The sequence below is a fragment of the Nocardia sp. bgisy118 genome, from assembly GCF_057708605.1.
In genome coordinates this window covers 139,131-164,819 of sequence record NZ_JBYISM010000005.1, presented here as the reverse complement: position 1 = coordinate 164,819, position 25,689 = coordinate 139,131, and the positions used below count along the sequence as shown (strand labels likewise).

Below are 25,689 nucleotides of genomic sequence, written 5' to 3'. Positions count from 1 at the left end.
ACCGGGACCGACCAGACCCCTTGCCGCTGAACGCGATTCGAGCGTCGCGGAAACGCGACGACCCGCGACCGGTACACCGGTCGCGGGTCGTCGCGCGGGGAACTCAGACGCCGATGAGGTGCTGGGCCAGGTAGCCCTCGACCTTGTCCAGCGCGATCCGCTCCTGCGCCATCGAGTCGCGCTCGCGGATGGTCACCGCCTGGTCCTCGAGGGTGTCGAAGTCGACGGTGATGCAGAACGGGGTGCCGATCTCGTCCTGGCGACGGTAGCGGCGGCCGATCGCGCCCGCGTCGTCGAACTCCACGTTCCAGTGCTTGCGCAGCTGGGCGGCGAGGTCCTTGGCCTTCGGGGTCAGGTCGGCGTTGCGGGACAGCGGCAGCACGGCGGCCTTCACCGGCGCGAGCCTGCGGTCCAGGCGAAGCACGGTGCGAACGTCCACGCCGCCCTTTGCGTTCGGGGCCTCGTCCTCGGCGTAGGCGTCCACCAGGAACGCCATCAGCGAACGGGTCAGACCCGCGGCCGGCTCGATGACGTACGGGATGTAGCGCTCGTTGCCTGCCTGGTCGTAGTAGCTGAGCTCGGTGCCGGAGTGCTCCGAATGCGTCTTGAGGTCGAAGTCGGTGCGGTTGGCGACGCCCTCCAGCTCACCCCACTCGCTGCCCTGGAAGCGGAAGCGGTACTCGATGTCGACGGTGCGCGTCGAGTAGTGCGACAGCTTGTCCTTCGGGTGCTCGTAGAGCCGCAGGTTCTCCGGGTCGATGCCGAGGTCGGTGTACCAGGCCATGCGGGTGTCGATCCAGTACTGGTGCCACTGCTCGTCTTCGCCCGGCTTGACGAAGAACTCCATCTCCATCTGCTCGAACTCGCGGGTGCGGAAGATGAAGTTGCCCGGCGTGATCTCGTTGCGGAAGCTCTTGCCGATCTGGGCGATGCCGAACGGCGGCTTCTTGCGCGCGGTGGTCTCGACGTTCTTGTAGTTGACGAAGATGCCCTGCGCGGTTTCCGGGCGTAGGTAGTGCAGGCCCTCCTCGTCGTCCACCGGGCCGAGGAAGGTCTTGAGCAGGCCGGAGAAGTTACGCGGCTCGGTCCACTGGCCCGGGTCGCCGGTCTCGGGGTCGCGGATGTCGGCGAGGCCGTTGGCGGGCGGGTGGCCGTGCTTCTCCTCGTAGGCCTCCAGCAGGTGGTCGGCCCGGTAGCGCTTGTGCGTGATGAGCGACTCGACCAGCGGGTCGGTGAAGGTCTCGACGTGGCCGGAGGCCTGCCACACCTGGCGCGGCAGGATCACCGACGAGTCGAGGCCGACGACGTCCTCGCGGCTGGTGACCATGGCCCGCCACCACTGGCGCTTGATGTTCTCCTTCAGCTCGACACCGAGCGGACCGTAGTCCCATGCCGACTTGGTGCCTCCGTAGATCTCACCGCACGGGTACACCAGACCCCGGCGCTTGGCGAGGTTGGCAACGGTGTCCACCTTCGACTTGGGTGCCACGCGAGATTTCTCCATCCACTGCGAGTCGGATTTGCATTCACTGCATCGAATTTTTTTTCATTTGATGCGATCGATGACCTCCAGCCTATCGGCATCACGCAACCGGGTTTGCACCGCCAGCCACCTGTGCCGTATCGCGTGCGAGGCGTCTGCTCGCCCCGAGCGTCCGCCGCGGCGGCCACGGCCCCGGGACGCACGCCCGTCCGACGGGTGCGATCATGTTCCGACGGACCGCCGGGAATGCCCCGGCGCCAACGTTTTTGCCGAAGACGGCCGGGGCGGGGTGGGGCGCTGAGCCTTGAACGAGTCGGCATGTAGCACTAGGGGTGGGCCCGTGGCCGATCTGCCACCGGATCTGTTCGATGCCGACTGGGCGCGCGAGGCCGAGCGCCGCGCGCTGCGCGACCACCGGCGCGCGACCAGGGCGCGCAAGGCTCGCGGGCTGACCGGGCCGAGCCGCGGCGCGCTGCTCACGGCGCTCTCGTTCAGCGCCGTGGTGGCGCTGGCGTGGGCGGGCTTCGCCTTCCTGGACGGGACCGCGCCGACGGCGAGCGCACCGCCGACGAGCGCCGCGAGCACCTCGACCGCGCCGCTGCGCGCGCACGCGGAGGTCGATCTGACCCGGCCGTTCGCCGACACCCCCGCCGCCATGTGGCGCGAGGGCGCGGGCGGCATCGAACCGCCGCCCGCGCATCCCGTCGGCCCGTACTCGACCGAGCAGGTCGGGCAGTTCATGGAGCGCGTGCGACGGCTGATCAGCACCGCGCGGCTGGATCGCACGGTGCTGGAGACCCGCGATCCGAGCCTGGTGCTCGACCAGCTGGCGCCCGCGCTGGTCGAGAAACTCCGGCCGGAGCTGGCGCCCGGCAAAGAGAAGGAATCGTGGTACGTGGCCGAGCGCATCGCGGCGGGGGCCCGGCTGCTTCCCGTGCAGCCGCGCGTCACCGGGTGGATGACGCCGACCGTCAACGAACACGGCGAGCTGACGATCCGGACCAACTATCTGGTCGCCTACGCCTTCGACGTCCCCGATCCGACGAAGATCGACGGCCCGATGGACATCGTGGCGGTGGTCAGGCACGAGATCGAGTACCGCTGGATCGATGATTCGAAGTACGCTGCCGACGCACGGGGCGTCTGGTTCGGCGAGGCGCGCGGCTTCAGCTACTCGGTCGACTGCGCGCAATCCGAACACGGCTTCCTCGCGCCGGACTACAACAGCCCTCGGGAGACCGCCGCTGCCGCCGGGCACCACCGGCGCAGCGAGGAATACTTCGACCCCAACATCCCGATGCCGACCGAGGACGGTTGCCGGTGATCAGCGGTCTGCCCGCTCACCCGGCGCGCCGCGTTTGACATGCGCAACTATGCATATCAAAATGGGATCGCTTTCCAATAAGGAGTTGGTTCCGATGACCGCCGAGACGGCCGCCGCGCACTCGCACACACCCTATCGATCCCCCGGGCCCGCGCCGGTGCCCGCGCGCACCGTCTTGGAGGACGCGGGTGAGCTGCTGCGCGCGCTCGCCGCTCCCGTGCGCATCGCCATCGTGCTCCAGCTACGCGAATCGCCGCGCTGCGTGCACGAGCTGGTCGACGCGCTCGGCGTGACCCAGCCGTTGGTGAGCCAGCACCTGCGCATCTTGAAGTCCGCGGGCGTCGTGCACGGCGAGCGATCCGGCCGCGAGGTGCTCTACGAATTGGTCGACGACCACCTGGCGCACATCGTCGTCGACGCCGTCGCGCACGCCGAGGAAGGGTGATCGTGCAGGAGAAGACGTTGGATCCACAGAAGCCGGTCGGGATACGCAGCACGCGCCAGCGCAGTGCGATCGCCGCGCTGCTCGGTGACATCGACGAATTCCGCTCCGCGCAGGAACTGCACGACGAACTGCGCAAGCGCGGCGAGGGCATCGGGCTCACCACGGTCTACCGGACACTCCAGTCGCTGGCCGACGCGGGCTTCGTCGACGTGCTGCGCACCGACTCCGGCGAGTCGGTCTATCGGCAGTGCTCCACCGGCCACCATCACCATCTGGTCTGCAGGCGCTGCGGCCGCACCGTCGAGGTCGAGGGCCCGACGGTGGAGGCGTGGGCCGAGGCGATCGCGAGCCAACACGGCTTCACCGAGGTGAGCCACACCATCGAGGTCTTCGGCACCTGCCGGACCTGCGCCAAGACTCCCCGCGACTGACCGATTCACGACCGAAGGCCACCCACTCCCCCAGGAAGCGGGTGGCCTTCGGCATTGCCGGATCAGACCGCCGGAGCGGGTTCGACTGTCGGCGCGGCAACCTGCTCGGCGTCGGCCCCGCGTCCGCGCAGTGCGGCCACGCCGAGCAGAACGAGCGCCGTCGCGGCCCACACCGCAAGCACCACAAGAGGTTTCGTGGCTCCGGCACCGTCGAAGAAGGCGACCGAGCGGAGCAGCGAAGCCGCCGCGCCCGGGGGCAGCAGCTGGCCGATGGCCCCCCACGGCTGCGGCAGCAGCTCCGGCGCGGAGGTGGCAGCCGAGAACGGATTGCCGATCAGCAGCAAGGTCAGCGCCGCCACACCAATGCCCGCGCGGCCGATCACCGCGGCCAGCCCGGTCACGGCGCCCGCGACCGTGAAGGACACCAGCCCGGCGACGGCCGCCAGCGTGAGGTAGTTGCCGGGCAGCACCGACAGCCAGCCCTGCACGATCGCGATGCTCAGCAGCCCGCCGAACAGGCCGAAGCTCACCAGGCCTGCCACCTTCGCGCCTGCCGTCGGGATCACCAGGCTCAGCAGGACGCCCGCCGCGAGACCCGCCATCACCAGCGGCAGGACCATCGCGCCGAAGGCGGCGCCGCGCGGGTCGTCCGGATCGGCGGCGACCACGTCCTCGACCGCGGCCGCCGGCGCGCCGGACAGCTGCTGGGCGATGGCGGTGAGCTGCTGGGCCACCGCCGGGCTCGCGCCGGAGGCGACGAGCACCGCGGGCGCTCCCCCTCCGGTGACGATCGCGCCGTAGACCTCGCGGTTCTCGATGGCGGCGCGCGCGGCCGCGGCGTCGGACGCGGTGGTGATCTCGAAGGCCTCGGGGTCGTGCTGCCCGAGTCGTTCGGCGACGACGGCCGCCTGCGGGCCCGCGACGGCGATGGGCAGGTCACGCGGCGCGATATTGGCCGCGGGCCATGCGAAGGCGATCAGCATCAGCGCCTGGAGCAGGGCCGCGCCCAGGCCGAGGGCGACCGCTCGCTGCATGGTTTTCATGACGTACTCCCACTAAATCGAATGCTCGTTCTCTTTCGATGTCACCACAGTCGCACGAGGCAAGTAGGTTGTCAAGAACGGATATTCGTTTTACTTTGGGCTCATGCCACGAGTCAGCGAAGAGCACCTGGAACGCCGCAGACAGCAGATCCTCGACGCCGCGCAGCTGTGCTTCGCTCGCAAGGGTTTCTTCGAGACCTCGATGCAGGACGTGTTCACCGAATCGGGGCTCTCGGCCGGTGCGGTCTACCGCTACTTCAAGAGCAAGAACGAGATCATCGCGGCGTTGGCGACCCAGACCACCGTGAGCTTGCGGATGGCGATGGCCGAGGCGGTGCGCTCCGACCCGCTGCCGACGCCGGCGGAACTGGTGCGCGGCATCGCCGAGGAAGTCGTCCGCCGCAGCGGGCCCGACGGACCGGTCCGCTTGGCTCCGCAGGCGTGGGCGCTGGCACTGGTGCACGACGGAGCTGCTCAACCCGTGCGCGAAACCATGCACGCGATGCGCGACCTCTGGCGCGACTACGCCGTGCGCATGCGCGAGGAAGGCTGGCTACCGCCCGACGCCGACACCGACGCGGTGGCCAAGGCGATCATCGGTTTCCTGCCCGGCTTCATCCTGCAGCACCTGATCTTGGGCGACCTCGACCCCGAGACCCTCGCCCGCGGCGTCGACCTGCTCATCCCGACGGGCAAGCCCGCCGCACGCTGAGGGCGGTCGGTCAGGGCAGCAAGCCCTGGCGTGCTCGGCCCGCGCCGGAGAGGACGAGCAGCAGCATGGTGGTGAGCGCCTGGTCGTCCAGCCCCGCGGCCGGGAAGGTGTAGCGCAGGATGACGTCGGCCAGCTTGCCGTGACCGATCACGGTGAGCGAGCCGAACTGCAAGTTGTTGTTGCGCTCCGCTACTCGCTTGTGCAGCTGCGGTTTCAGCGGACGGTCCCAGGCCAGCACGCAGGTCATGGACACCACGTCGAGGCCCGGCGCCAGATTCACCGCACGCAGCGAGCACAGCGCGCCCTCGTACTGAAAGCCGAGCGAACCCTCCGGGTCGACGCGCACGTCGACGTCGTACTGGGACAAGCAGGCCCCCGCCCGCGCCTGGAGTTCCTGGTCGGGGGTGACCGCTGCGTCCATGTTCGTGCCGCCGTTCACTTCGTGCCGCCGAAGCGGCGGTCACGCGAAGCGTACTGGAGGCAGGCCTCCCACAGGTTGCGCCTGTCGAAATCAGGGAACAGCGTGTCCTGGTACACGTATTCGGCGTAGGCCGACTGCCAGATGAGGAAGTTCGAGCTGCGGAATTCGCCCGAGGGCCGCAGGAACAGGTCGACGTCCGGCATGTCCGGCTCGTCGAGGAACCGCGCGACGGTGGCCTCGGTGACCTTCTCCGGATCGATCTCGCCCGCCGCCACCCGCCGCGCGATTTCCCGTGCCGCGTCGGCGATTTCGGCGCGACCGCCGTAGTTGACGCACATGGTCAGCGTCATCACCGTGTTGTCCCTGGTCAGCTCCTCGGCGATCTCCAGCTCGTTGATCACGCTGCGCCACAGGCGCGGTCGCCGTCCGGCCCAGCGCACCCGCACACCCATCTCGTGCATCTCGTCACGGCGGCGGCGGATCACGTCGCGGTTGAAGCCCATCAGGAAGCGCACCTCGTCCGGGCTGCGCCGCCAGTTCTCGGTGGAGAACGCGTAGGCCGAGAGCCACTTCACGCCGATCTCGATGCAGCCTTCGACGGTGTCCATCAGCACCGCCTCGCCGCGCTCGTGTCCCGCGGTGCGCGGCAACCCGCGCTCCTGGGCCCACCGGCCGTTGCCGTCCATGACCAGCGCCACGTGGTTGGGCACCAGTTCCGGCGGCAGCTGCGGCGGCCGCGCGCCCGAGGGATGCGGCGACGGCGGGCGAACGGCGCGGCCCGCGCTGCTCGCCTTGGTCGCGGTGGAGGAGTCTCGACGGAGGATCACGGCTTCCATCCTGCCTGATCGGGCTCGCGGGGTGGGACGACCTCCGCAGATCGACCCACCGACCGAACGGTCGCGCCGTCGCTGTGCCCGCGATCAGGCCGCCGACCAGCGGGAATTCTCAGCCGACGCGGCCCGCGGGCGTCGGCGTCCTGCTGCGCTCGACCAAGGGCAACGTCCGCAGCTGACGTTCCAGATGCCATTGCAGATGGGCGGCGACCAGTCCGCTGGCCTGGCGGCGGACCGAATCGGGCACCGTCGCGATGTAGTCCCACTCCCCCTTCAGCAGGGCGACGAGCAGATCCAGGACGCCCGGCGCGGGAGTGGCCGCGCCCGGCGGGCGGCAGTGCACGCACACCGCTCCGCCCGCCGCCACGTGGAAGGCGCGGTGCGGACCGGGAGTCGCGCACTTGGCGCATTCGTCCAGCGCGGGCGCCCACCCCGCGAAACCCATGGCGCGCAACAGGAATGCGTCCAGGATGAGTTCGTGCGGGCGCTGCTTGGCGGCGATGGCCCGCAGCGCGCTCGCGGTCAGCGCGTGCAGTCGCGGCGCGGGCGCGCGTTCCTCGCCCGCGAGGCGTTCGGCGGTCTCCAGCACCGCGCAGGCGGTGGTGTAGCGGCCGTAGTCGTCGATGATGTCGGCGGCGAAGGATTCGACGGTGTGCACCTGGGTGACGACGTCCAGCGTGCGGCCGGGATGCAGTTGCACGTCGATGTAGGAGAACGGCTCCAATCGGGCGCCGAACCGGGACTTGGTCCGCCGCACCCCCTTGGCCACCGCACGGACCAGGCCGTGCCGGCGCGTCAGCAGCGTGACGATGCGGTCCGCCTCACCCAGCTTGTGCTGGCGCACCACGACCGCCTCATCCCGATACAAACGCACACGGTCATCCTCCCACGAACCGGCGACAGGCCACGGGCGCCTCGCGTGTGCGAATCCGCACGTCCGCTCGGGCCCTGCGCGATCGTCGTCGAGCTGCGCCGGTTCTGCGTACCTCCGCTTCCGCTCCGGTCGTGCGCGTCTTCCGGAGTACTTCGTCGGGCCGCGCGCCTACGTGCGCAGCAGACCCGCGACCAGCAGCAGCAGTGATTGCTGCGTCTGGGCTCGCGCGGCGTCCTTGTCGGTGGCGTGCGCGACGATCAGCCCCGCCTCGGCCACGGCGCTGAGCAGCAGCCGGGCCAGGATCTCGACAGGCGCGTCGGCGATCAGCTCGGCGGCGCGTGCGCGTTCGAGCTCGGTGATGATCAAGCCGAGCCCGTGCCTGGCTTCGAAGGCGCGCCATTCCTCCCAGCCGAGCACAGCGGGCGCGTCGTAGAGCGCGATTTGGATCATCTCGGGGCGCTGGCAGATGTCGAGGAAGGCGTTCAGGCCGACCGCCATCGAGGCGATGATGTCGCCGGGATCGACGGCGGCGATGGCTCTTCCGATCTCCGCGGTGATGTCCGACTCGAGCTGTTCGAGCACCGCCAGGAACAGCCCGCGCTTGTCGCCGTAGTGGTGATGCAGGGCGCCGCGGGTGACCCCCGCCTCGGTCACCAACTGCTCGGCGGAGGTGCCCGCGAAGCCGCGCTCGGCGAACAGGCGGCGCCCTGCCTCTTCCAGGGCGGCCCTTGTCGTACGGGAACGGTCCTCCTGGCTACGGCGTGGCATGCAGCCGAGTGAACTCCAGAATCCGCTGCGCGAGCAACTCGGGCTGATCCTCGGGCAGGAAAGTGTAGGAGTCGTCGATCAGCTCCAGGGTCGTGTCGGGGAACTCGCGCGCCAGCCGCTCGGCGTAGGCGACGGGGAACAGCTTGTCCTCGCGCGCCCAGACGATCAGCACCGGAAGGCGGACGTCACCGAACCGGGTCGAGGCGTCCAGCGTGTAGCGGCGGTGCGCGGATTTCAGGAAGCGCCGCAGGTCTTTTCGGATGGCGCCGGACCGGCGGCTCGGCAGCAGGTACGAGTCGACGTACTCGTCCGGCACCGGCCGCTTGCTCACCCAGCCGAACGCCAGCGGCAGCCGGTGCAGCGCGCGCAGGCGCAGCGTCTCGGCGAGCGGACGTATCGATCCGGGAATGCGCGCGAGCAGCGGCAGCAGCGTGAACGGCTGGGGCAGGAACTTCTCGTGGCTGTCGACGGAGGCGAGCACCACGCGGCCGATGCGGTCGGTGTTGCGGGCCAGCAGTACCTGGGTGATGGCGCCGCCGGTGTCGTTGGCGACCAGCGTGACGTCGGTCAGGCCGAGCCGCTCCAGGAAGGCGGCGATGAGGTCCGCGACCCCGGTCGGCGTCAGGTCCGCCTCCGGCACCGGGATCGAGTGCGAGCCGAGCGGCCAGTCCGGCGTCAGGCAGCGGTACCCCGCGGCGGCGACGGCGGGAACCACCCCGCGCCAGAGATCGGCGTTGACGAGCAGGCCGTGCACGAAGACGACCGGCGCGCCGGTCCCCGTCTCGTGGTAGCGGATGCGGCCGCCGGGCAGGGCGATCTCGTGCGCGGGACCGAGTGACGGGCTGATTCCCATGGCTTCCTCCAGATGTCGGGCGTCCCGTACACCTTTACATACATACCGTATGTATGTCTAGAGTTCGTGGCGCGACAGCGGAGTTCGCGACGGACGGGCATAACGAACGGCCATCGAAAACCCGGTACTGATGCACTTGGGCGCAGCTCGGCGATAACCCACGTGGACGGTCGTCCAGGACAGCGCTACGGTTCACACCGGACGATCGAAGAGAGGGAGCTCACATGACCGTGCCGAACCCAGCGCTCAGGCCTGCCGCCGAACCGGACCCCGCCGACGGCGCGCTGCCGACGGGCGATCACGGCCTCGCCGGCCTGGCCGACGCGCTCGCGGCGGGCACCGTCAGCTCCGCCGCGGCCGTTGCGGCGGCGCTCGACCGGATCGAGGCGAGCCAGCCGACGCTCAACGCCTTCCGGGTGGTCCGCAGGGACCGGGCACTGGCCGAGGCCGCCGACGCCGACCGGCGACTTGCGGCGGGCGAGCGCCTGCCGCTGCTCGGCGTGCCGATCGCCGTCAAGGACGACACCGACATCGCGGGCGAGCTGACGGCCTTCGGCTGCGGCGGCGACTTCACGCCGAAAACCGAAGATGCCGAGGCGGTTCGGCGGCTACGCGCGGCGGGCGCGGTGATCGTCGGCAAGACCAACACCTGCGAGCTCGGCCAGTTGCCGTTCACCAGCGGCGCGGCCTTCGGCCACACCCGCAATCCGTGGCACCGCGAGCACACGCCGGGTGGTTCCTCCGGCGGCTCCTCGGCCGCCGTCGCCGCCGGATTGGTGCCCGCCGCACTGGGTTCCGACGGCGCGGGCTCGGTCCGGATCCCCGCCGCGTGGACCAACCTCGTCGGCATCAAGCCGCAGCGCGGACGCATCTCGACCTGGCCGGAAGCCGAGGCGTTCCAGGGACTCACGGTGAACGGGCCGCTGGCGCGCACCGTCGCCGACGCGGCGCTGCTGCTGGACGCGGCGGCGGGCCCGCACCCCGGCGACCGGCACACCCCCGAGCCGATTCGTGCCTCCGACGCCGTCGGGCGCGACCCGGGACGCCTGAAGATCGCACTCTCCCTGCGCATTCCGTTCACCGCGACCAAGACGACGCTGCACCCCGAGGTCAGGGCCGCGGTGCGCGGGATCGCCTCGACGCTGCGCAAGCTCGGCCACTCGGTCACCGTCGCCGACCTGCACTACGGATTGCTGATGGGCGCCTCGTTCCTGCCGCGCTCGATGGCGGGCATCCGCGCCGTGCACGACCGGATGCCCGGCGCCGAGGTGGACCCGCGCACCCGCGCCAACGTTCGCTTCGGCCGGGTGCTCGGCGGACCGGCGCTCTTCGCCGCGCGCCAGGCGGAACCGTTGCTGCACAAGCGCATCGGCACCTTCTTCACCGACTACGATCTGGTGCTCGCGCCCACCACCGCCACTCCACCGCCGCGCGCCGAGGAGATCGACGGCATCGGCGTCAACGCCACCAACAACCTCATCACCGCCGCCTGCCCGTACACCTGGCCGTGGAACGTGCTCGGCTGGCCCAGCGTGAACGTCCCCGCCGGCTTCACCAAGGCGGGCTTGCCGGTCGGCGCCCAGCTGATGGGCAGCGCATCCTCCGAGTCGGTGCTGGTTTCCGTTGCGGCGCAACTGGAGTCGGAGCTGCGCTGGGATCGGCACCGCCCCGAACCGTGGTGGTGATTCAGCGCCGCGGCGACGACCAGTCCTCCAGCGCGCTCTTGGTGCCCGAGGGACAGCCGTCCCCCGCGTCGGGACGCGGCGACATCACCAGACACTCCTGCGGGCCCGGCTGGCCGACGCCCGCCGTGACCAGCACCGCGATCGACGAGCCGTCGGCGACCCTGCTGGTCGAGAAGCCCAGGGTGCCGGTGACGCCCCGGTAGTCCGTCTCGCGCAACTGCATCGCGATGGCGGTGCGGTTCAGCGAGCCGTCGGCCTGCTGCGGGCCGGTACGCACCGCGCGCAGGAACAGGCCGACCACGTCGTAGGCCAATCCGGTCCGGTCGCCGGGCCAGGACGGCTGATAGTCGGCCATCTGCGGGTAGACGCGCAGATCGCCGATCAGGGCCGCCAGTTCCGCGCACAACTGCTGGTAGTCGAACGCGACCGGTTCGTCGCCGAGTTCGCCGTTGCCGCGGACGCATTCGGCGCCGCCGAGCATCACCGGCGCGCCCTTGGCGACGTAGCGCACCGACAGATTGGCGGGCAACGCCGCCATCGCCTTCTGATCGGTGATCAGCCGGGTCACCGTGTCGTTGCCCAGGATGGCGGGCGACTCCCCGGTCAAGCAGCCGCGACTTACCGACTTGGCGAAGGTCGCGAAATCGTCGTTGCGGCCCGCGAAGAACAACAGGGTGCCGCGGTCGAAACCCGTTGTCTCGCAAGGGGCGGCAAAGCGATTGAGCTCCTGCTGTTCGGTCCACTCCATGCGGCGGTACGGCACGCCGCGGCCTTCCAGTTCGGTGCGCAGATCCTCGACCAGGGTCTCGACGTAGATGTCGCCGTCGGCCTTCGGGTGGTAGATGGCGACCTGGTTGTAGCGCGGCTGTCCGGCGCGCGGCGAGCCGGCCGGATGGCGGGCGCCCTGCACGTAGTCCGCGATCAACTTCGCTTGCGTCGCATTGCTCGGCGCCGCTTGGAAGTACAGCGGCGATGCCTTCTCCAGGCCGTCGGCCGAGAGCGTCGTCGCGACCACCGGCACGCCGAGTTCGCCGAGTCTTCCTATGGCGCGCCGGGTTTCGGCGTTGCTGCGGTCCATACCGACCACCCCGAGGATGCCCGGCTCGTCGGCAAGCAGGCCGCGCAGCTGATGGTCCACCACCCAGGTCGCGTGCTGCATACTGGAGCCGCCGTTGGCGACGACGACGCGCAACAGCGGTTCGGACTCGTCGGAAGCGAGCAGCGCGCGGCGCTGCTGCACCGCGAGCCCCGCGAGCTCCTCCACCTGGGCATGCGGGTAGCGCACATTGGCGTCCACGTAGCTGAGCCCGGAGAAGTAGATCAGTGTGACGACCGGGCGGCGCGGGTTGCCGCGGCGCGCGTCCGCGGCGGAGACGTTGAGCCGGAAGACTTCCCGCTGGATCGCCGACAGCTCCGGATCATCGGTGAAGACCTGGTCGGCGTTGTCGCTGTACCCGACGCACTCGCCGTCGCGCTGCTGCACCGAGATGCCCGCGGTCCACGGCCAGTGCGCGCAGGGCGCGCCGCGCAATGGCGGGATATACACGAGCGCGGCGGCCACCAGCAGCGCGACCGGAACCAGCACGCACAATGCGACGAACCACTTGCGGGCTGCCAGCGGGGGCGCGGGCGGCACCGCGAGGTGGGCCAGGGCGGGGTCGCGGACGCGGCCGTTCAGCGGATCGGGCAGCCGCACGCGCAACGGCAGGAACCACGCGTCGCTCGCCCGGTTGGTGCGCATGTTGTCGATATCGCGCAGCCAGCGTTGCAGCGGGTCCGGTTGCTGCCCGGAATACGGGCGGTCGACCAGGCTTTCCAAGGTGTCGAGGTGCTGGAGGTCGCCGATCCGGGCCAGCTTGTCCGTCGACGACACGGCGGTCTCGTCGGCAAGGCCGGGGTCGTAGTCCAGGCAGGCGAATATCACCAGTGGATCGGAATGCCCTGTCTCGTTGCGGATGTCGTTGATCCAGCCGATCAGGCGCTTCGCCGCGCCGTCGCGCTCGACACCGCCGAGCAACGCCACCGGATACGCGGTGCGCCGCCAGCTCGACGGCCGCCACAGCCGCTTGCGGTAGGCGTCGCGCAGATCCTCGAGGAAGGCGTGCACCAGCAGCTTGGCGACCTGCTCCTCGTTCTCGTCGCCGCGCCGCGAGGCGGTCAGCCGGGTCGCGAAACCCAGAAAACTGTCGGAGTATTCGGGCGCCAGGTAACGCTGGTGCATGAACCAGCGGGTGACCTTGGACATGCCGGGGATGCGACCGCTGATCCACAGCCACAGCCGCAGTACCGGCCACAGTGCGAGCACACCGAACACCAGCCGGGAGATGGTGTCGCCGCTGACGCCCTCGGCGGTGTCGGAACGGTCGGCGGGCGAACCGCTGCGCAGCAGGCGCGGCAGCCGCGACCGCAGCTCCACCGTGGCCTCGGTCTCGTCGCTCGTGACGCGCTGGCGGGTCAGCCAATCGGCGGTGCGGTAGCGCGGGAACTTGATCGGCCCCATCGCCGTGTCGTCGGTGGAGAAACCCTCGACCAGCCGCTGCACGATGGGCAGGCAGTGGCCCTGGATCTCCTCGCCCGTCGCGTTCGGATCGGGCGTCAGCGCGTCGGGCGGCAGGTCCGCCGCCTGCAGATCCACCCGCGCCCGCGGCGTCGCCCGCCTGCCGCCGGATTCGCCGAGCCAGCGGTAGATCTCGACGAGCAATGCACCGCCCGTGCCCGCGCCGACCAAGCCGACGATCGGGCGCGGCAGCGGGCGCCTGCGCCGCAGCAGCGTGCGGAACACGCGTGGCTTCGTGTCCGGCACCTCGAGCGCGCGTAGCAGTTCCAGCAGTTTGGGGACATCGTTGGCGGTATCGGGCAATTCGACGGCCTCCCCAGTGCGATGCATGGCTGCGACGCACACCCCGGGCGTCATCGGGGACTGTACCGGTACAAATCCGGCTCAGGCACCTTGTTCGCTCGAGTTCGCGACCCGCGAACGGGCCGATCGCTCAGAAGCCCAGCTTGCCAAGCTGTTTCGGATCGCGCTGCCAGTCCTTGGCGACCTTGACGTGCAGGTGCAGATAGATCCGCACGCCGAGAATGTGCTCGATCTGCTTGCGCGCGTTGGTGCCGACCTCCTTGAGGCGGCTGCCGCCCTTGCCGATGACAATGGCCTTCTGGCTGGGGCGTTCGACGTAGAGCAGCGCGTGCACGTCGAGCATCTCTTCGTTCTCCTCGCGCGGGAGAACCTCCTCGATCACCACGGCCAGCGAGTGCGGCAGCTCGTCGCGCACGCCCTCCAGCGCGGCCTCGCGGATGAGCTCGGCCATGAGGGTTTCCTCGGGCTCGTCGGTGAGCTCGCCGTCGGGGTAGAAGGCCGGGCCCTCCGGCATTTTCGAAGCGATCACGTCGACGAGCACCTCGACCTGCTCGCCCTTGACCGCCGACACCGGCACCACCTCGGCCTCGGGGCCGAGCAGTTCGGAGACGGCGAGCAACTGCGCGGCGATCTGCTCGCGACCCACCTTGTCGATCTTGGTGACCACGCCGAGCAGGGTGGTCTTGGGCGCCATCTGCTTGATCTGCTGCACGATCCAGCGGTCGCCCGGCCCGATCTTCTCGTCGGCCGGGATGCAGATCGCGATGACATCGACCTCGGAATAGGTGTCGCGCACCAGATCGTTGAGCCGCTGGCCGAGCAGGGTCCGCGGGCGGTGCAGACCCGGCGTGTCGACCAGGATCAGCTGCGCGTGCTCGCGGTGCACGATGCCGCGAATGGTGTGGCGGGTGGTCTGCGGTCGCGAGGAGGTGATGGCGATCTTCGCGCCGACCAACGCGTTGGTCAGCGTCGACTTGCCGGTGTTCGGCCTGCCGACGAAACAGACGAAACCGGAACGGAATTCGGCGGACCCGGACTTGTCAGCCACCCTGCACCTCGGTGCTCGCCGCGTCGTCCACGATGTCGAACACCGCGCCCGCGCGGTCGGTGAAGATGATCCGCGCCGCGCCGGACACCTCGCGCACCGCGGCGACCCCGGCGTCGGAGAACCGGCCGCCGACCACCACGGCCGCCTCGAAACCCTCCGCACCGCTGGAGATCGCGGCCGCGACGGCGGCCTGCAGCGCGGTGAGCCGCAGCGCCTGCAGGTCCACCTCGCCCGCCGCGTAGGTGCGGCCATCGGTGTCGCGGATCGCCGCGCCCCCCGTTCCTCCGGTGCGGCCCATCGCGCCGCGCGCCAGGGTCAGCAGCTTGGTGTCCTCGGCGTCCAGTTCAGTCATCGGTTGCTCCGTCCTCGTCCTCGTTGTCATTGCGCTTGCCGCCGTTGGATTTTGCGCCGTCGGCAACCGCCGCGCCCGCTTTCCCGGATTTCTCCGGCGCCTTGCGCACCAAGACCGTGTTGACCCGCATCCGGCCGCGCTGATCCGGACCGCCCTCGGCACGCAGCACCAGCCCGTGCACCACGATCTTCGATCCGGGCAGCGGCACCCTGCCGAGCTCGTGGGCGAGCAGACCGCCCACCGTGTCGACGTCCTCGTCCTCGATGTCCATCCCGTACAGCTCGCCGAGATCCTTCACCGACAGCCGGGCCGAGACCCGGAAGCGGCCCTCGCCGAGCTCCTCCACCGGCGGGGTCTCGCCGATGTCGTACTCGTCGGCGATCTCGCCGACGATCTCCTCGAGCACGTCCTCGATGGTCACCAGGCCCGCGATGCCGCCGTATTCGTCGACGAGCAGCGCCATGTGGTTGCGGCGGCGCTGCATCTCGTCGAGCAGTTTGTCCAGCGGCTTGGAGTCGGGCATGAACACCGCGGGGCGCATCACGTCGTGCACCCGGACCTTGCGGCTGCGATCGGCGTACGGCACCAGGTCTTTCAGGTACACCACGCCGCGGATGTCGTCGACGTTCTCGCCGACCACCGGGATCCGCGAATGGCCACTGCGCACCGCGAGCGACATGGCCTGCGAGGCCGACTTGTCCGCCTCGATCCACACCATCTCGGTGCGCGGCACCATCACCGCGCGGGCCGCGGTGTCGCCGAGCTCGAACACCGACTGGATCATGCGGCGCTCGTCGTCGTCCACCACGCCGCGCTCGCCCGCCATCTCGACCACCTCGCGCAGTTCGATCTCCGAGGCGAAGGGACCGTTGCGGAACCCCTTACCCGGGGTGATGGCGTTACCGATCAGGATCAGCAGCCTGCTCACCGGGCCGAGCAGCGCGCCGATGAACTGCAACGGCAGCGCGGCGGCCAAGGCGAGCGAATAGGCGTGCTGGCGGCCGAGGGTGCGCGGACCGACACCGATCACCACGTAGTCGACGAGCACCATCACCGCGGCGGTGAGCAGCAGCGCCCAGTTGTCGTCCCAGAGATCGATGAGCGCCGCGGCGAGCAGCACCGTTGCGCCGATCTCGCACAGCACGCGCAGTAGCACCATCAGGTTCACGTAGCGGGCGCGGTCGGCCACGATGCGGCTCAACCGCGCGGCGCCCGGGCGATCGGCGCGCACCATGTCGCCGAGACGCGCCAGGGAGATCGTGTTCAGCGCCGCGTCCACACCGGCGAACAATCCACCCGCGGGCACGAGCAGGACAGCCAGCAGGATGAGGGTCAGAGAGCTCACGCCGGGCCCAGCGCGTCACCGGGTCCGGTGAAGCCCGCCTTACCGAGCAGGCGAGCGTCGCGCTCGGCGAGTTCGGCGCGCCGCCTGGCCTCGCGCAGGCTCTCGTACCACTCCTCGAGCAGCCGGGCCTGGAGGGCGAACATCTCCTTCTCCTCCTCCGGCTCGGCGTGGTCGTAGCCGAGCAGGTGCAGCACGCCGTGCACGGTGAGCAACGCGAGCTCGTGCTCCAGCGAATGCCCCGCCTTGCGCGCCTGCGCCGCCGCGAACTCCGGGCACAGCACGATGTCGCCGAGCATCGAGGGGCCGGGCTCGGGACTGTCCGGACGCCCGCCCGGCTCGAGCTCGTCCATCGGGAAGGACATCACATCGGTGGGACCGGGCAGGTCCATCCAGCGCATGTGCAGGTCGGCCATGGTGTCGAGATCGACGAGCACCATCGACAGTTCGGCCGCCGGATGCACGTCCATCCGGGCGATCACGAACCGCGCAACACTGACCAGGTCTTCTTCGGGTACGTCGATACCCGACTCGTTGGCGATCTCGATGCTCACCTGAACAGCCTATTCGACGCAGTCGGACGCAGTCCGTCCGCAGCCCTGCGCCGGGCCGAGCGAAGGCGAGGCAGCCGCCTATTCGACGCAGTCGGACGCAGTCCGTCCGCAGCCCTGCGCCGGGCCGAGCGAAGGCGAGGCAGCCGCCTATTCGACGCAGTCCGCGCCGGGCCGGGTGAAGGGAGAAGCAGCCACGGAGTAGACGCGGTGAGGCGGTCGTCCGCGACTCCCCGCGGCCACACAACGGCGAGCAGCCGCCTACTGGACGCAGCCGGGCGTCGTCCGACCGCAGCTCGCGCCAGGTCGAGTGACGGCGAGGCGACCGCATCTCGACAGACGACCGGCCGCCGACGAGACGTCGGCGGCCGGTGGATTCGCTGTGTGCCGGACGCGGTCCGAGGTGGTGCGCCTAACGCCGGTCGCGACCTGCGGCGCGGCGCTGGGCGCGATTGCCCGGATAGTGCGGGGTGACCTGGGGCCGGGTGGACTCCCAGCGGTCGTAGGCGTCGACGATGTCCGAGACCAAGCGGTGGCGGACGACGTCGCTGCTGGTGAGCTCCGCGAAGTGGATGTCCTCGATCTCGGTGAGGATCTCCGCGGCGGCGCGCAGGCCGGAGCGCGCGCCGGTGGGCAGGTCGACCTGGGTGACGTCGCCGGTGACCACGATCTTGGAGCCGAAGCCGAGACGCGTCAGGAACATCTTCATCTGCTCGGCCGTGGTGTTCTGCGCCTCGTCGAGAATGATGAAGGAGTCGTTGAGCGTCCGGCCGCGCATGTACGCCAGCGGCGCGACCTCGATGACGCCCGCGGCCATCAGCTTCGGGATCGCCTCCGGGTCCATCATGTCGTGCAGCGCGTCGTAGAGCGGACGCAGGTACGGGTCGATCTTCTCGTTGAGCGTGCCGGGCAGGAAGCCGAGCCGCTCGCCCGCCTCGACGGCGGGGCGGGTGAGGATGATCCGGTTGACCTGCTTGGTCTGCAGCGCCTGCACGGCCTTGGCCATGGCCAGGTAGGTCTTGCCGGTGCCCGCGGGTCCGATGCCGAACACGATGGTGTTGGCGTCGATCGCGTCGACGTAGCGCTTCTGGTTCAGCGTCTTGGGCCGAATGGTCTTGCCGCGCCGGGACAGGATGTCCAGGCTCAGCACTTCCGCGGGGGAGTCCGAGGACCCTTCGGTCAGCATCGACACCGTGTGCCGCACCGCCTCCGGCGTCACCACCCTGTTGCGGCCGGTCAGCGCGATGAGCTGTTCGATGACGCGCTCGGCGAGGGCGACATCGGCCGCCTTGCCGGTAAGGGTCACGGAATTGCCGCGAACGTGGATGTCCGCGTCGAGCAGCTGCTCGAGCTGACGCAGATTCTGGTCGGCCGAACCGAGGAAGGGGAACACGGATTCGGGAGCGAGTTCGATGCTGGAGCGCACGGTGCGTGCCGCGGGGCCCGAGCCGTTGTCGCGGGTGCCAATGCCTGCTGTGGGGTTGGTCGGGTCGCCGATCTCGCCTTGTGTTCGCAAAAGTGGTTACAGCCTGCTTTCCGGTCTCGACAGCCGTGGTGAATGACAAAAGTTTAACGCGCCCCACCGACACCGCACAGTGAATAAACGGCTACCGATGCGGCGGCCATTCCCGCCGTGTGCTGGATATTCCCCCGTGCCGGTCGGACCAATCCTCGGCGAAGTCACGGAACCGTTTCACCGCGTCCGACGGCGCGGCCGCGGCCGACCAGATCAGTCCCACCTCCCGTGACGCGCCCTCGTCCGCCAACGGCACCAGGACGGGCCCGGAGCGCGCCACGGCCGGGGCCGGATCCTCCAGCGGGAGCACCGCGACCCCGAGTCCCGCCGCCACCAGCCCGGTGCTGGTGACCAGGTCGGTGGGCTCGAAGGCGATGTGCGGGCGGATGTCCGCCGCCGCGCACAGTTCGTCGAAGATGCGCCGCATCCCGAACCCGGGCGGCATGGATACGAACTCGTCGCCGCCCAGTTCGGCCATGCTCACCTGCCTGCGCCCGGCCAGCCGGTGCTCCGCGGGCACGGCGAGCACCAGCGGCTGACGCAGCAGTCCGCGCCACCCGACACCAGGCGCCGTCGGGCGTGGGGAGACGACGGCGAGGTCGGCCGCGCCGTCGAGCACCTGTCCGGTGATCTTCTCCGCGCCGCCTTGGCGCAACGTCACGGTGACCCGGCCCGCGTTGCGCCGGAAACCGGCGATCAGCTGCGGCACCAGCCAGCCGCCGAAAGAATGCAGGAACGACAGCCGCACCACTCCGCGCGCGGGATTGGCGAGATCGGCGACGGCTTGGCCCGCCGCGTCGAGTTCGGCCTGCGCGCGGCGCGCGTGTTCGTAATAGACGCGCCCGAATTCGTTGAGCGCGATGCGTTTTCCCTTCCGGTCGAACAATTCCGCGCCGAGCTTGCGTTCCAGCCGGGCCAGCATCCTGGACAGCGTCGGCTGCGCGATGTGCAGGCGTTCGGCGGCCGCGCTCATCCGCTCCAGTTCGGCGAGTGTCGTGAACCACCGCAGATCCTCACCGAGCACCTCACTACCTCCCTATATGTCACAGAGGCATCAACTCGATAATCATTATTCATTTCCTTTCGGAACGTGCGGCGACAATCCTGAAATCAGGAGGTAGCCATGACCGGCACAACGGCGCGACCGTCGACGAACGTCAGCACGCAGAGCCCGTCCGCCGATGTGGCGCACAACCGCAGAATCACCCTCGCGCTGTTCGCGGCGGGCCTGACCACCTTCGCGTCCATGTACAACGCGCAGGCGCTGCTGCCGAGCCTGTCCGAGGCGTTCGGCGCGACGCCCGCCCGCGCGGCCCTCGCGGTCTCGCTCACCACCGGCTGCCTCGCGCTGGCCATCGTGCCGGTGAGCGCGCTGTCCAACCGGATCGGCCGCACCAGAGTGATGATCGGATCGGCGGTGGCCGCCGCGATCATCGGGCTGCTGCTGCCGTTCAGTCCCTCGCTCGACGCGCTGCTGGCGGGGCGGGCGCTGCAAGGCATCGCGCTGGCCGGGGTGCCCGCGGTGGCGATGGCGTATCTGGCGGAGGAGATCGGGACCGAGGGCCTCGGCGCGGCGATGGGCGTGTACGTGGCAGGTACCACGATCGGCGGTCTCGCCGGACGCCTGATTCCCTCGTTCACCCTCGACGTTGCGTCTTGGCGCTGGGCCGCGGCGGCAGTCGGCGTGGCCGTGGCGGCGGGCACGGTGTGGTTCGTCCAGCTGTTGCCGCCCTCGCGGGGGTTCGTGGCCCGGCCCGCCGGATTGCGCACCGTACTCGGCGATCTCGGCGCGCAGCTGCGCCACCGTCAGCTGCTCGCGCTGTTCGGCCTGGCCTTCGTGTTGATGGGCGGCTTCGTCTCGGTCTACAACTTCCTCGGCTACCGGCTCACCCAGCGCCCCTTCGAATTGCCCGCGGCGGTGGCGGGTTCGGTGTTCCTGCTGTATCTGGCGGGCACCCTGGCGTCGGCCTGGGGCGGCAGGCTCGCCGACCGCGTCGGCAGGCACCGGATGCTCACCGCGTCGATGGTGCTGATGGGCGTCGGGCTGGCGCTGAGCCTGCCGGACAGGTTGGGCTGCGTGGCCGGCGGCGTCTTGCTCTACACCGCGGGCTTCTTCGCCGCGCACACGGTCGCGAGCGCCTGGGTCGGCACGCTGGCCCACGGCAATCGCGGGGCCGCTTCCTCGCTGTATTTGTTCTTCTACTACCTCGGCAGCGCGGTCGTCGGCGGCCTGTCGGGTGTGGCCTTCGCGCACGCGGGCTGGCTCGGGCTGACGGGCACCGTCGCCGCGCTGCTCGCCGCGGGAGCGATCCTCTTCGCCGTCTCGATGATCCGCGCCCAGTCCGGCGTGGCGTCGCGGCCGCGGCCCACGTCCAAGGGTTTCCAGTAGACCCGAAGCCTCTCCGCGACGACCGATTCGGCGACCGGGATGCCGCGACGAGCCCCGCCGAACGATTGGGGCTACGGGTGAGCCCGCCGAGCGAGCGCTGTGAACATCACCAACGCGGCGTCAACGCGCCCAGCGCCCCGAGCGCGACCGCGGCCGCCGTCGAGGTGCGCAGCACGGTCGGCCCGAGTAGCACGACGTCCGCTCCGGCCGCGGCGAGTTCGGTGAGCTCGGCTTCGTCCAGCCCGCCTTCCGGACCGACGATCAGCACTACCTCCCGCACCTCCCGGACGGGGAGCTCGGCGAAACGACCCCGGCCGGATTCGTGCAGCGCAGCCACGATCGCGCCCTCGGCCTTGGCCTTTCGGACCAGCTCGAGCAGGTCGCGGGTGCGGTGCAGGTCGGCGACCTCGGGGATGTAGGCGCGCCGGGACTGGCGGGCGGCCGAGCGCGCCGCGGCACGCCACTTGTCGACGGCCTTGGCGGCCTTGCCCTCCCAGTTGGCGACGCAGCGCGCCGCCTGCCACGGCACGATCGCGTCCGCACCCGCCTCGGTCATCAGCTCGACGGCCAGCTCCGAGCGGTCCGATTTCGGCAGCGCCTGCACCACCGTGACGCGCGGCGAGACCGGCTGCGCCACGGTCTTGTTCAGCACTTTCAGGTCGAGCCGGTCGCGCTGGGTGGCGACGACCTCCGATTCGGCGAGCACACCGCGTCCGTCGGACAGAGTGATCGGTTCGCCGACCCGGGTGCGCCGCACGGTCGCCGCGTGCCGCCCCTCGGGGCCGTCGAGCACCGCGACCGCGCCGGGCTCGGGAATGTCGTCGAGATAGAAGACCGTGGCGGCCAACGGCTCAGCGCCCGCTGAACGAGGCGCGCAACCGGGCGAACAGACCGCTGTTGTGCTCGGACTGCGTCGACATCACCTCGGCGCGGTCACGTTCGCGCATGCCCTTGTACTTGCGCAGCAGGTCGGTCTGCTTGCCGTCCAGCTTGGTGGGCACCACGATGTCCAGGTGCGCGATCAGGTCACCACGCGCGCCGGAGCGCAGCTTGGGCATGCCGTGCCCGCGCAGCACCGACACCTCGTTGGGCTGAGTGCCCGGCGCGATGGTCAGTTCGGTCGGACCGTCCAGGATCGTGTCGATGACGACAGTGGTGCCGAGCGCGGCGTCCACCATCGGGACCCGAATGGTGCAGTGCAGGTCGTCACCGTCGCGGACGAACACGTCGTGCGGCTGCTCCACGATCTCCACGTACAGATCGCCCGCGTGGCCACCGCCGTGGCCGACCTCGCCCTGGGCGGCCAGCCGGACGCGCATGCCGTTCGCGACACCTGCCGGAATGGGCGCGGCGATCTCGCGACGGGCGCGGACCCGGCCGTCGCCGCCGCACTTGTGACAGGGATCCGGGATGGTCTCGCCTGCGCCGCGGCAGGTCGGGCACGGCCGCGAGGTGAGCACCTGACCCAGGAACGACCGCTGCACGGACTGGACTTCGCCTGCGCCGCCACAGGTTTCGCAGCGCACCGGCTTGGAGTTGCCGTTGGTGCCCGCGCCGTGGCAGCTGTCACAGAGGATGGCGGTGTCGACGGTCAGGTGCTTGGTGACGCCGACCGCGCATTCGGCGAGGCTGAGACGGGTGCGCAGCAGCGAGTCGGCGCCCGGCTGCACCCGGCCGCGCGGCTTGCGCTGGCCGCCGCCCGCGCCGCTCATGCCGCCGAAGAACGCCTCGAAAACGTCGCCGAGACCGCCGAAGCCCGCGCCGGTGAAGCCCGCGCCGCCCCCGCCGGACTCGAGCGGATCGCCGCCCACGTCGACGATCCGGCGCTTCTCCGGATCGGAGAGCACCTCGTAGGCCGCCGACACGTCCTTGAACTTGGCCTGGGCGGCCTCGTCGGGGTTGACGTCCGGGTGGAGTTCGCGGGCCAGCTTGCGGTAAGCGCGCTTGATCTCCTGGTCGGTCGCGTTCTTCGCGACGCCGAGCAGTCCGTAGTAGTCCCGTGCCACTTGAGTTCTCTAGTCCTTGGTCGCTGTGACTCGCCTGTGCCGCTCCAACCGAATGCCGACGTCGTCGGCATTAGTCGGATGCACTCAACTTTATCCGGCCAGAGGTTCGAGGGTAGCAGCGCCGTGAGCACGGTTCGGCGTCAGCGCTCGGCCAGCACCTCGCCGATATAGCGCGCCACGGCCGCGACCGAGGCGATGGTGCCCGGGTAATCCATCCGAGTGGGGCCGAGCACGCCCATGCCGCCGAGCACCGCGCCCTCGACGCCGTAGCCGGTCGACACCACCGACGTGCTGCGCATCTGCTCGACCTGGGTCTCCTCGCCGATCCGCACGGTCACCGTGCCGGGGTGCTGCGCGGCGGCGAGCAGCTTGAGCACGATCACCTGCTCCTCCAGCGCCTCCAGCACCTGTCGCAGCGACCCCGGCAAGCCGAAATCGGCTGCGTTGCGGGTGAGATTCGCGGTGCCGCCGAGCACGAGACGTTCCTCCGGATGCTCGACCAACGTCTCCACCAGCACCGTGGACACCCGGATCAGCACATCGCGCAGCTGACGCGGGGCGCGCTCGGGGAGTTCGGCGACCGCGGCCGAGGCGGAGGCCAGGCGCTTGCCGTCCATCGCGCCGCCGAGCATGGCGCGCAGCGCGGCCAGGTCCTCGTCGTCGATCACCGCGCCGAGCTCCACGAGACGCTGGTCGACCCGGCCGGTGTCGGTGATCACCACGAGCAGCAGGCGCGCCGGATTCAACGCGACCACCTCGATGTGGCGCACCGTCGACGCCGAGACGGTCGGGTACTGCACCACCGCGACCTGTCTGGTCAGCTGGGCCAGCAGTCGCACGCCGCGGCGCAGCACGTCGTCGAGATCCACGCCGGATTCCAGGAACTCCATGATCGCGCGCCTTTCGGCGGGCGAGAGCGGCTTCACCTCGGAGATCCGGTCGACGAACTGCCGGTAGCCCTTGTCGGTGGGGATGCGACCGGAGCTGGTGTGCGGCTGGGCGATGTAGCCCTCGGCCTCCAGCACCGCCATGTCGTTACGGACCGTCGCGCTGGAGACACCCAAATTGTGCCGCTCCACCAGGGTTTTCGACCCGATGGGCTCCTTGGTGGCGACATAGTCCGCGACGATCGCGCGTAGGACCTCGAAGCGCCGATCCTCGGTGCTCGACATCGGCCCCACCTCCTCGCTTTCTCGTTACGCCGCAGGCCGCCGACGCATTCGGGAGCGCGCGAAACACCGCGGCCGCCCGGTCGTCTGAGTATCCAGTTTAGTTGCCGACCTGCCAATCGACCGGTCCCGCGTAGTGCGTGACCCGGGCGACCGTGGCATTCTCGGCGACGTTGTCGCGAACCGCAACGGGGATGGTGATGCCGACCTACGACGGCGCCCACCGCCGTCTACGCGCGCGCACGGCCGTCGCGCCGACCACCGGCGGAGCGGTCGGCGCAACAGCCGCAGCCGCTTCCCCATCGCGTGGACGGCATTCGGAACCGTGCCGTGTCCTCGCGGTGTCGACCGGGATCCTGCGGCTGCTGGTACCCGACTCTCAGCGGCTGTCGAAACCCTTGGCGCGCTTGCCCGCCTGAGCGTCGAGGCCGAGCATGGCGAGCAGGGACTGGCAGTCGGCGGCGTCGTGGGCGTATCCGGCAACTGTGCGGGCCGCTATCGCGCTCTTGCGCGCGTGCTCCGCCTTCTCGGCGGCCCTGGCCTCGGCGAATTCGCCGGGGCTCTGAACGAGATCGATGGGTCGGTCCTGGGGCATGGGACTCCTCCGTGTCGAGCCGGAGCCTACGCGGGTTCCCCCGGCTGCGATAGAGCTCACACCAGGACGTTCGCGGACACTTGTCACACCTCGGGTCGCCGCGTCGTCCTCCGGGCGTAGGTATCGACTCGAAGGAGTACCGAATGCGAATCGCAGTGGTGGGCGCCAGCGGGCGGATCGGCCGCGAGGTGATCGACGTGCTGAAGAACCAGGGCCACGAGATCGTGGCGATCACCCGGGCCACGGGCGTCGACGTCTACACCGGCGCGGGGCTGGCGGACGCGCTGGCCGGGGTGGACATCGTGGTGGACGCGGTGAATGCCGCCACCACCGACACGGCGGCGGTGACCGACTATTTCGGCACCATCGCGCGCACCGTGCAGCGGGAAGCGGCCGCGGCGGGCGTGCGGCGCATCGCGGTCGTCTCGATCATCGGCATCGATCCGTTCACCGCGGGGCACTACGCCGGAAAGCTGGCGCACGAGGCGGGCTACCGCGAGGGCCCGGTGCCGGTGCGAGTGCTGCGGGCGGCCCAGTTCCACGAGTTCACCGAGATGATGCTCGAATGGACGACCCGGGACGACACGGCCTACGTGCCGAAATTCCGTACCCAGCTCGTCGCCGCCCGCACCACCGCCGAAGAACTGGCCGCGCTCGCCCTCGCCGAGGAGGCCGCCGACGTGGTCGAGATCGCGGGCCCGGAGGAGCTGAACCTCGCCGTGGCCGTCGCGAAACTCGCTGCGCGCCGGGGTGATCCGGCCCGCGTCGAGGAGATCGTCGATGCCGAGGACCCGAACCAGGAACTCCAAGCCGCGGGCGCGCTGCTGCCCGGACCGGACGCGATCCTGGCGGGGCCGACCTTCGACGAGTGGCTGGACCACAAGTACCCCGCGCGGTAGTCGTCGCGAAAGGCGCTGCGGCCGTGGGGGTCGGTCGGACGAGCGGCACAAGCAGCCTATGCCATGCGAAAAATGTTGCGGCCGTTGGGA

25 protein-coding genes are annotated in these 25,689 nt (G+C 70.1%); 7 read left to right on the top strand and 18 right to left on the bottom strand.

Annotated elements, in window-relative coordinates; translation table 11 throughout:
- Positions 1-103 precede the first annotated feature (103 nt).
- On the bottom strand, positions 104-1,504 hold the full coding sequence (locus tag AC3EO7_RS08345; protein ID WP_435590890.1) for a glycine--tRNA ligase: 1,401 nt from the start codon (positions 1,502-1,504) through the stop codon (positions 104-106).
- Between the two features lie 319 nt (positions 1,505-1,823).
- Here AC3EO7_RS08345 and AC3EO7_RS08340 point away from each other — a divergent pair, with 319 nt between their 5' ends.
- The 3 genes from AC3EO7_RS08340 (at position 1,824) to AC3EO7_RS08330 (ending at position 3,683) form a co-directional block, all read left to right on the top strand.
- Positions 1,824-2,807: a hypothetical protein gene (locus AC3EO7_RS08340; protein ID WP_435590889.1), complete on the top strand. Its 984-nt coding sequence runs from the start codon at positions 1,824-1,826 to the stop codon at positions 2,805-2,807.
- A gap of 94 nt (positions 2,808-2,901) precedes the next feature.
- Positions 2,902-3,252, top strand: coding sequence for an ArsR/SmtB family transcription factor (locus AC3EO7_RS08335; protein ID WP_067787209.1), 351 nt, complete (start codon positions 2,902-2,904; stop codon positions 3,250-3,252).
- Between the two features lie 2 nt (positions 3,253-3,254).
- Positions 3,255-3,683, top strand: a complete 429-nt coding sequence (locus AC3EO7_RS08330; protein ID WP_431962915.1) for a Fur family transcriptional regulator — start codon at positions 3,255-3,257, stop codon at positions 3,681-3,683.
- 62 nt (positions 3,684-3,745) lie between these two features.
- On the opposite strand, the gene AC3EO7_RS08325 is transcribed toward AC3EO7_RS08330, so the two are convergent.
- Positions 3,746-4,726 carry a hypothetical protein gene (locus tag AC3EO7_RS08325; protein ID WP_435590888.1) on the bottom strand — a complete coding sequence of 327 codons (981 nt, stop codon included), beginning with the start codon at positions 4,724-4,726 and terminating at the stop codon, positions 3,746-3,748.
- Positions 4,727-4,829: 103 nt separating this feature from the next.
- Here AC3EO7_RS08325 and AC3EO7_RS08320 point away from each other — a divergent pair, with 103 nt between their 5' ends.
- The gene (locus tag AC3EO7_RS08320) at positions 4,830-5,438 is read left to right on the top strand and encodes a TetR/AcrR family transcriptional regulator (protein WP_431962911.1); all 609 of its coding nucleotides are present in this window, start codon (positions 4,830-4,832) and stop codon (positions 5,436-5,438) included.
- A gap of 10 nt (positions 5,439-5,448) precedes the next feature.
- Here AC3EO7_RS08320 and AC3EO7_RS08315 read toward each other — a convergent pair whose 3' ends face one another.
- The 5 genes from AC3EO7_RS08315 to AC3EO7_RS08295 form a co-directional block, all read right to left on the bottom strand.
- Positions 5,449-5,859: a YbjN domain-containing protein gene (locus AC3EO7_RS08315; RefSeq protein WP_431962909.1), complete on the bottom strand. Its 411-nt coding sequence runs from the start codon at positions 5,857-5,859 to the stop codon at positions 5,449-5,451.
- 14 nt (positions 5,860-5,873) lie between these two features.
- Positions 5,874-6,695 carry an isoprenyl transferase gene (locus AC3EO7_RS08310; protein WP_431962907.1) on the bottom strand — a complete coding sequence of 274 codons (822 nt, stop codon included), beginning with the start codon at positions 6,693-6,695 and terminating at the stop codon, positions 5,874-5,876.
- Between the two features lie 109 nt (positions 6,696-6,804).
- The gene (gene recO / locus AC3EO7_RS08305) at positions 6,805-7,566 is read right to left on the bottom strand and encodes a DNA repair protein RecO (RefSeq protein WP_431962905.1); all 762 of its coding nucleotides are present in this window, start codon (positions 7,564-7,566) and stop codon (positions 6,805-6,807) included.
- Positions 7,567-7,734: 168 nt separating this feature from the next.
- Positions 7,735-8,334, bottom strand: coding sequence for a TetR/AcrR family transcriptional regulator (locus AC3EO7_RS08300; protein WP_435590887.1), 600 nt, complete (start codon positions 8,332-8,334; stop codon positions 7,735-7,737).
- On the bottom strand, positions 8,321-9,187 hold the full coding sequence (locus AC3EO7_RS08295) for an alpha/beta fold hydrolase (protein WP_435590886.1): 867 nt from the start codon (positions 9,185-9,187) through the stop codon (positions 8,321-8,323). The genes AC3EO7_RS08300 and AC3EO7_RS08295 overlap by 14 nt, the downstream gene beginning before the upstream one ends.
- 224 nt (positions 9,188-9,411) lie before the next feature.
- Between AC3EO7_RS08295 and AC3EO7_RS08290 the strand changes: the two genes are divergently transcribed.
- Entirely contained in the window at positions 9,412-10,872 is a 1,461-nt protein-coding gene (locus AC3EO7_RS08290; protein ID WP_431962899.1) for an amidase, read from the top strand.
- A 1-nt stretch (position 10,873) separates the two neighbouring features.
- On the opposite strand, the gene AC3EO7_RS08285 is transcribed toward AC3EO7_RS08290, so the two are convergent.
- The 7 genes from AC3EO7_RS08285 to AC3EO7_RS08255 form a co-directional block, all read right to left on the bottom strand.
- Entirely contained in the window at positions 10,874-13,759 is a 2,886-nt protein-coding gene (locus AC3EO7_RS08285) for a type 1 periplasmic-binding domain-containing protein (protein WP_435590885.1), read from the bottom strand.
- A 103-nt stretch (positions 13,760-13,862) separates the two neighbouring features.
- Positions 13,863-14,780: a GTPase Era gene (gene era / locus AC3EO7_RS08280; protein ID WP_431962895.1), complete on the bottom strand. Its 918-nt coding sequence runs from the start codon at positions 14,778-14,780 to the stop codon at positions 13,863-13,865.
- Entirely contained in the window at positions 14,773-15,132 is a 360-nt protein-coding gene (locus AC3EO7_RS08275) for a cytidine deaminase (protein ID WP_431962893.1), read from the bottom strand. Before AC3EO7_RS08275 ends, era begins: the two co-directional genes overlap by 8 nt.
- Positions 15,125-16,477 carry a hemolysin family protein gene (locus tag AC3EO7_RS08270; RefSeq protein ID WP_431962891.1) on the bottom strand — a complete coding sequence of 451 codons (1,353 nt, stop codon included), beginning with the start codon at positions 16,475-16,477 and terminating at the stop codon, positions 15,125-15,127. The genes AC3EO7_RS08275 and AC3EO7_RS08270 overlap by 8 nt, the downstream gene beginning before the upstream one ends.
- Complete coding sequence (ybeY, locus tag AC3EO7_RS08265) at positions 16,474-17,028, bottom strand: rRNA maturation RNase YbeY (protein ID WP_067787232.1); 555 nt, start codon at positions 17,026-17,028, stop codon at positions 16,474-16,476. The genes AC3EO7_RS08270 and ybeY overlap by 4 nt, the downstream gene beginning before the upstream one ends.
- A gap of 409 nt (positions 17,029-17,437) precedes the next feature.
- A complete protein-coding gene (locus AC3EO7_RS08260; protein ID WP_431963575.1) occupies positions 17,438-18,493 on the bottom strand; it encodes a PhoH family protein in 1,056 nt (351 codons plus the stop codon).
- 139 nt (positions 18,494-18,632) lie between these two features.
- Complete coding sequence (locus AC3EO7_RS08255) at positions 18,633-19,565, bottom strand: LysR family transcriptional regulator (protein WP_431962888.1); 933 nt, start codon at positions 19,563-19,565, stop codon at positions 18,633-18,635.
- A gap of 99 nt (positions 19,566-19,664) precedes the next feature.
- Here AC3EO7_RS08255 and AC3EO7_RS08250 point away from each other — a divergent pair, with 99 nt between their 5' ends.
- Positions 19,665-20,930, top strand: a complete 1,266-nt coding sequence (locus tag AC3EO7_RS08250; protein WP_435590884.1) for an MFS transporter — start codon at positions 19,665-19,667, stop codon at positions 20,928-20,930.
- A 106-nt stretch (positions 20,931-21,036) separates the two neighbouring features.
- Here the strand turns inward: AC3EO7_RS08250 and AC3EO7_RS08245 are convergent, their stop codons facing one another.
- The 4 genes from AC3EO7_RS08245 to AC3EO7_RS08230 all read right to left on the bottom strand — a co-directional run bounded on the left by AC3EO7_RS08245 (position 21,037) and on the right by AC3EO7_RS08230 (position 24,700).
- On the bottom strand, positions 21,037-21,777 hold the full coding sequence (locus AC3EO7_RS08245) for a 16S rRNA (uracil(1498)-N(3))-methyltransferase (protein WP_431962884.1): 741 nt from the start codon (positions 21,775-21,777) through the stop codon (positions 21,037-21,039).
- 4 nt (positions 21,778-21,781) lie between these two features.
- Positions 21,782-22,936, bottom strand: a complete 1,155-nt coding sequence (dnaJ, locus tag AC3EO7_RS08240; protein ID WP_431962882.1) for a molecular chaperone DnaJ — start codon at positions 22,934-22,936, stop codon at positions 21,782-21,784.
- Positions 22,937-23,076: 140 nt separating this feature from the next.
- On the bottom strand, positions 23,077-24,108 hold the full coding sequence (gene hrcA, locus AC3EO7_RS08235; RefSeq protein ID WP_431962880.1) for a heat-inducible transcriptional repressor HrcA: 1,032 nt from the start codon (positions 24,106-24,108) through the stop codon (positions 23,077-23,079).
- A gap of 376 nt (positions 24,109-24,484) precedes the next feature.
- Positions 24,485-24,700, bottom strand: coding sequence for a hypothetical protein (locus tag AC3EO7_RS08230; RefSeq protein WP_431962878.1), 216 nt, complete (start codon positions 24,698-24,700; stop codon positions 24,485-24,487).
- Positions 24,701-24,843: 143 nt separating this feature from the next.
- On the opposite strand from AC3EO7_RS08230, the gene AC3EO7_RS08225 reads away from it, so the two are divergent.
- Positions 24,844-25,599: an SDR family oxidoreductase gene (locus AC3EO7_RS08225; RefSeq protein ID WP_435590883.1), complete on the top strand. Its 756-nt coding sequence runs from the start codon at positions 24,844-24,846 to the stop codon at positions 25,597-25,599.
- Positions 25,600-25,689 lie beyond the last annotated feature (90 nt).

What these genes read in the sequence shown, in the direction of transcription:
- AC3EO7_RS08285 (WP_435590885.1), bottom strand. Translation starts at nt 13,759, where the DNA reads ATGCATCGCACTGGGGAGGCCGTCGAATTGCCCGATACCGCCAACGAT.
- AC3EO7_RS08345 (WP_435590890.1), bottom strand. Translation starts at nt 1,504, where the DNA reads ATGGAGAAATCTCGCGTGGCACCCAAGTCGAAGGTGGACACCGTTGCC.
- AC3EO7_RS08230 (WP_431962878.1), bottom strand. Translation starts at nt 24,700, where the DNA reads ATGCCCCAGGACCGACCCATCGATCTCGTTCAGAGCCCCGGCGAATTC.
- AC3EO7_RS08325 (WP_435590888.1), bottom strand. Translation starts at nt 4,726, where the DNA reads ATGAAAACCATGCAGCGAGCGGTCGCCCTCGGCCTGGGCGCGGCCCTG.
- AC3EO7_RS08310 (WP_431962907.1), bottom strand. Translation starts at nt 6,695, where the DNA reads ATGGAAGCCGTGATCCTCCGTCGAGACTCCTCCACCGCGACCAAGGCG.
- AC3EO7_RS08335 (WP_067787209.1), top strand. Translation starts at nt 2,902, where the DNA reads ATGACCGCCGAGACGGCCGCCGCGCACTCGCACACACCCTATCGATCC.
- AC3EO7_RS08295 (WP_435590886.1), bottom strand. Translation starts at nt 9,187, where the DNA reads ATGGGAATCAGCCCGTCACTCGGTCCCGCGCACGAGATCGCCCTGCCC.
- AC3EO7_RS08320 (WP_431962911.1), top strand. Translation starts at nt 4,830, where the DNA reads ATGCCACGAGTCAGCGAAGAGCACCTGGAACGCCGCAGACAGCAGATC.
- AC3EO7_RS08290 (WP_431962899.1), top strand. Translation starts at nt 9,412, where the DNA reads ATGACCGTGCCGAACCCAGCGCTCAGGCCTGCCGCCGAACCGGACCCC.
- AC3EO7_RS08315 (WP_431962909.1), bottom strand. Translation starts at nt 5,859, where the DNA reads ATGGACGCAGCGGTCACCCCCGACCAGGAACTCCAGGCGCGGGCGGGG.
- AC3EO7_RS08300 (WP_435590887.1), bottom strand. Translation starts at nt 8,334, where the DNA reads ATGCCACGCCGTAGCCAGGAGGACCGTTCCCGTACGACAAGGGCCGCC.
- AC3EO7_RS08275 (WP_431962893.1), bottom strand. Translation starts at nt 15,132, where the DNA reads ATGACTGAACTGGACGCCGAGGACACCAAGCTGCTGACCCTGGCGCGC.
- AC3EO7_RS08250 (WP_435590884.1), top strand. Translation starts at nt 19,665, where the DNA reads ATGACCGGCACAACGGCGCGACCGTCGACGAACGTCAGCACGCAGAGC.
- AC3EO7_RS08225 (WP_435590883.1), top strand. Translation starts at nt 24,844, where the DNA reads ATGCGAATCGCAGTGGTGGGCGCCAGCGGGCGGATCGGCCGCGAGGTG.
- hrcA (WP_431962880.1), bottom strand. Translation starts at nt 24,108, where the DNA reads ATGTCGAGCACCGAGGATCGGCGCTTCGAGGTCCTACGCGCGATCGTC.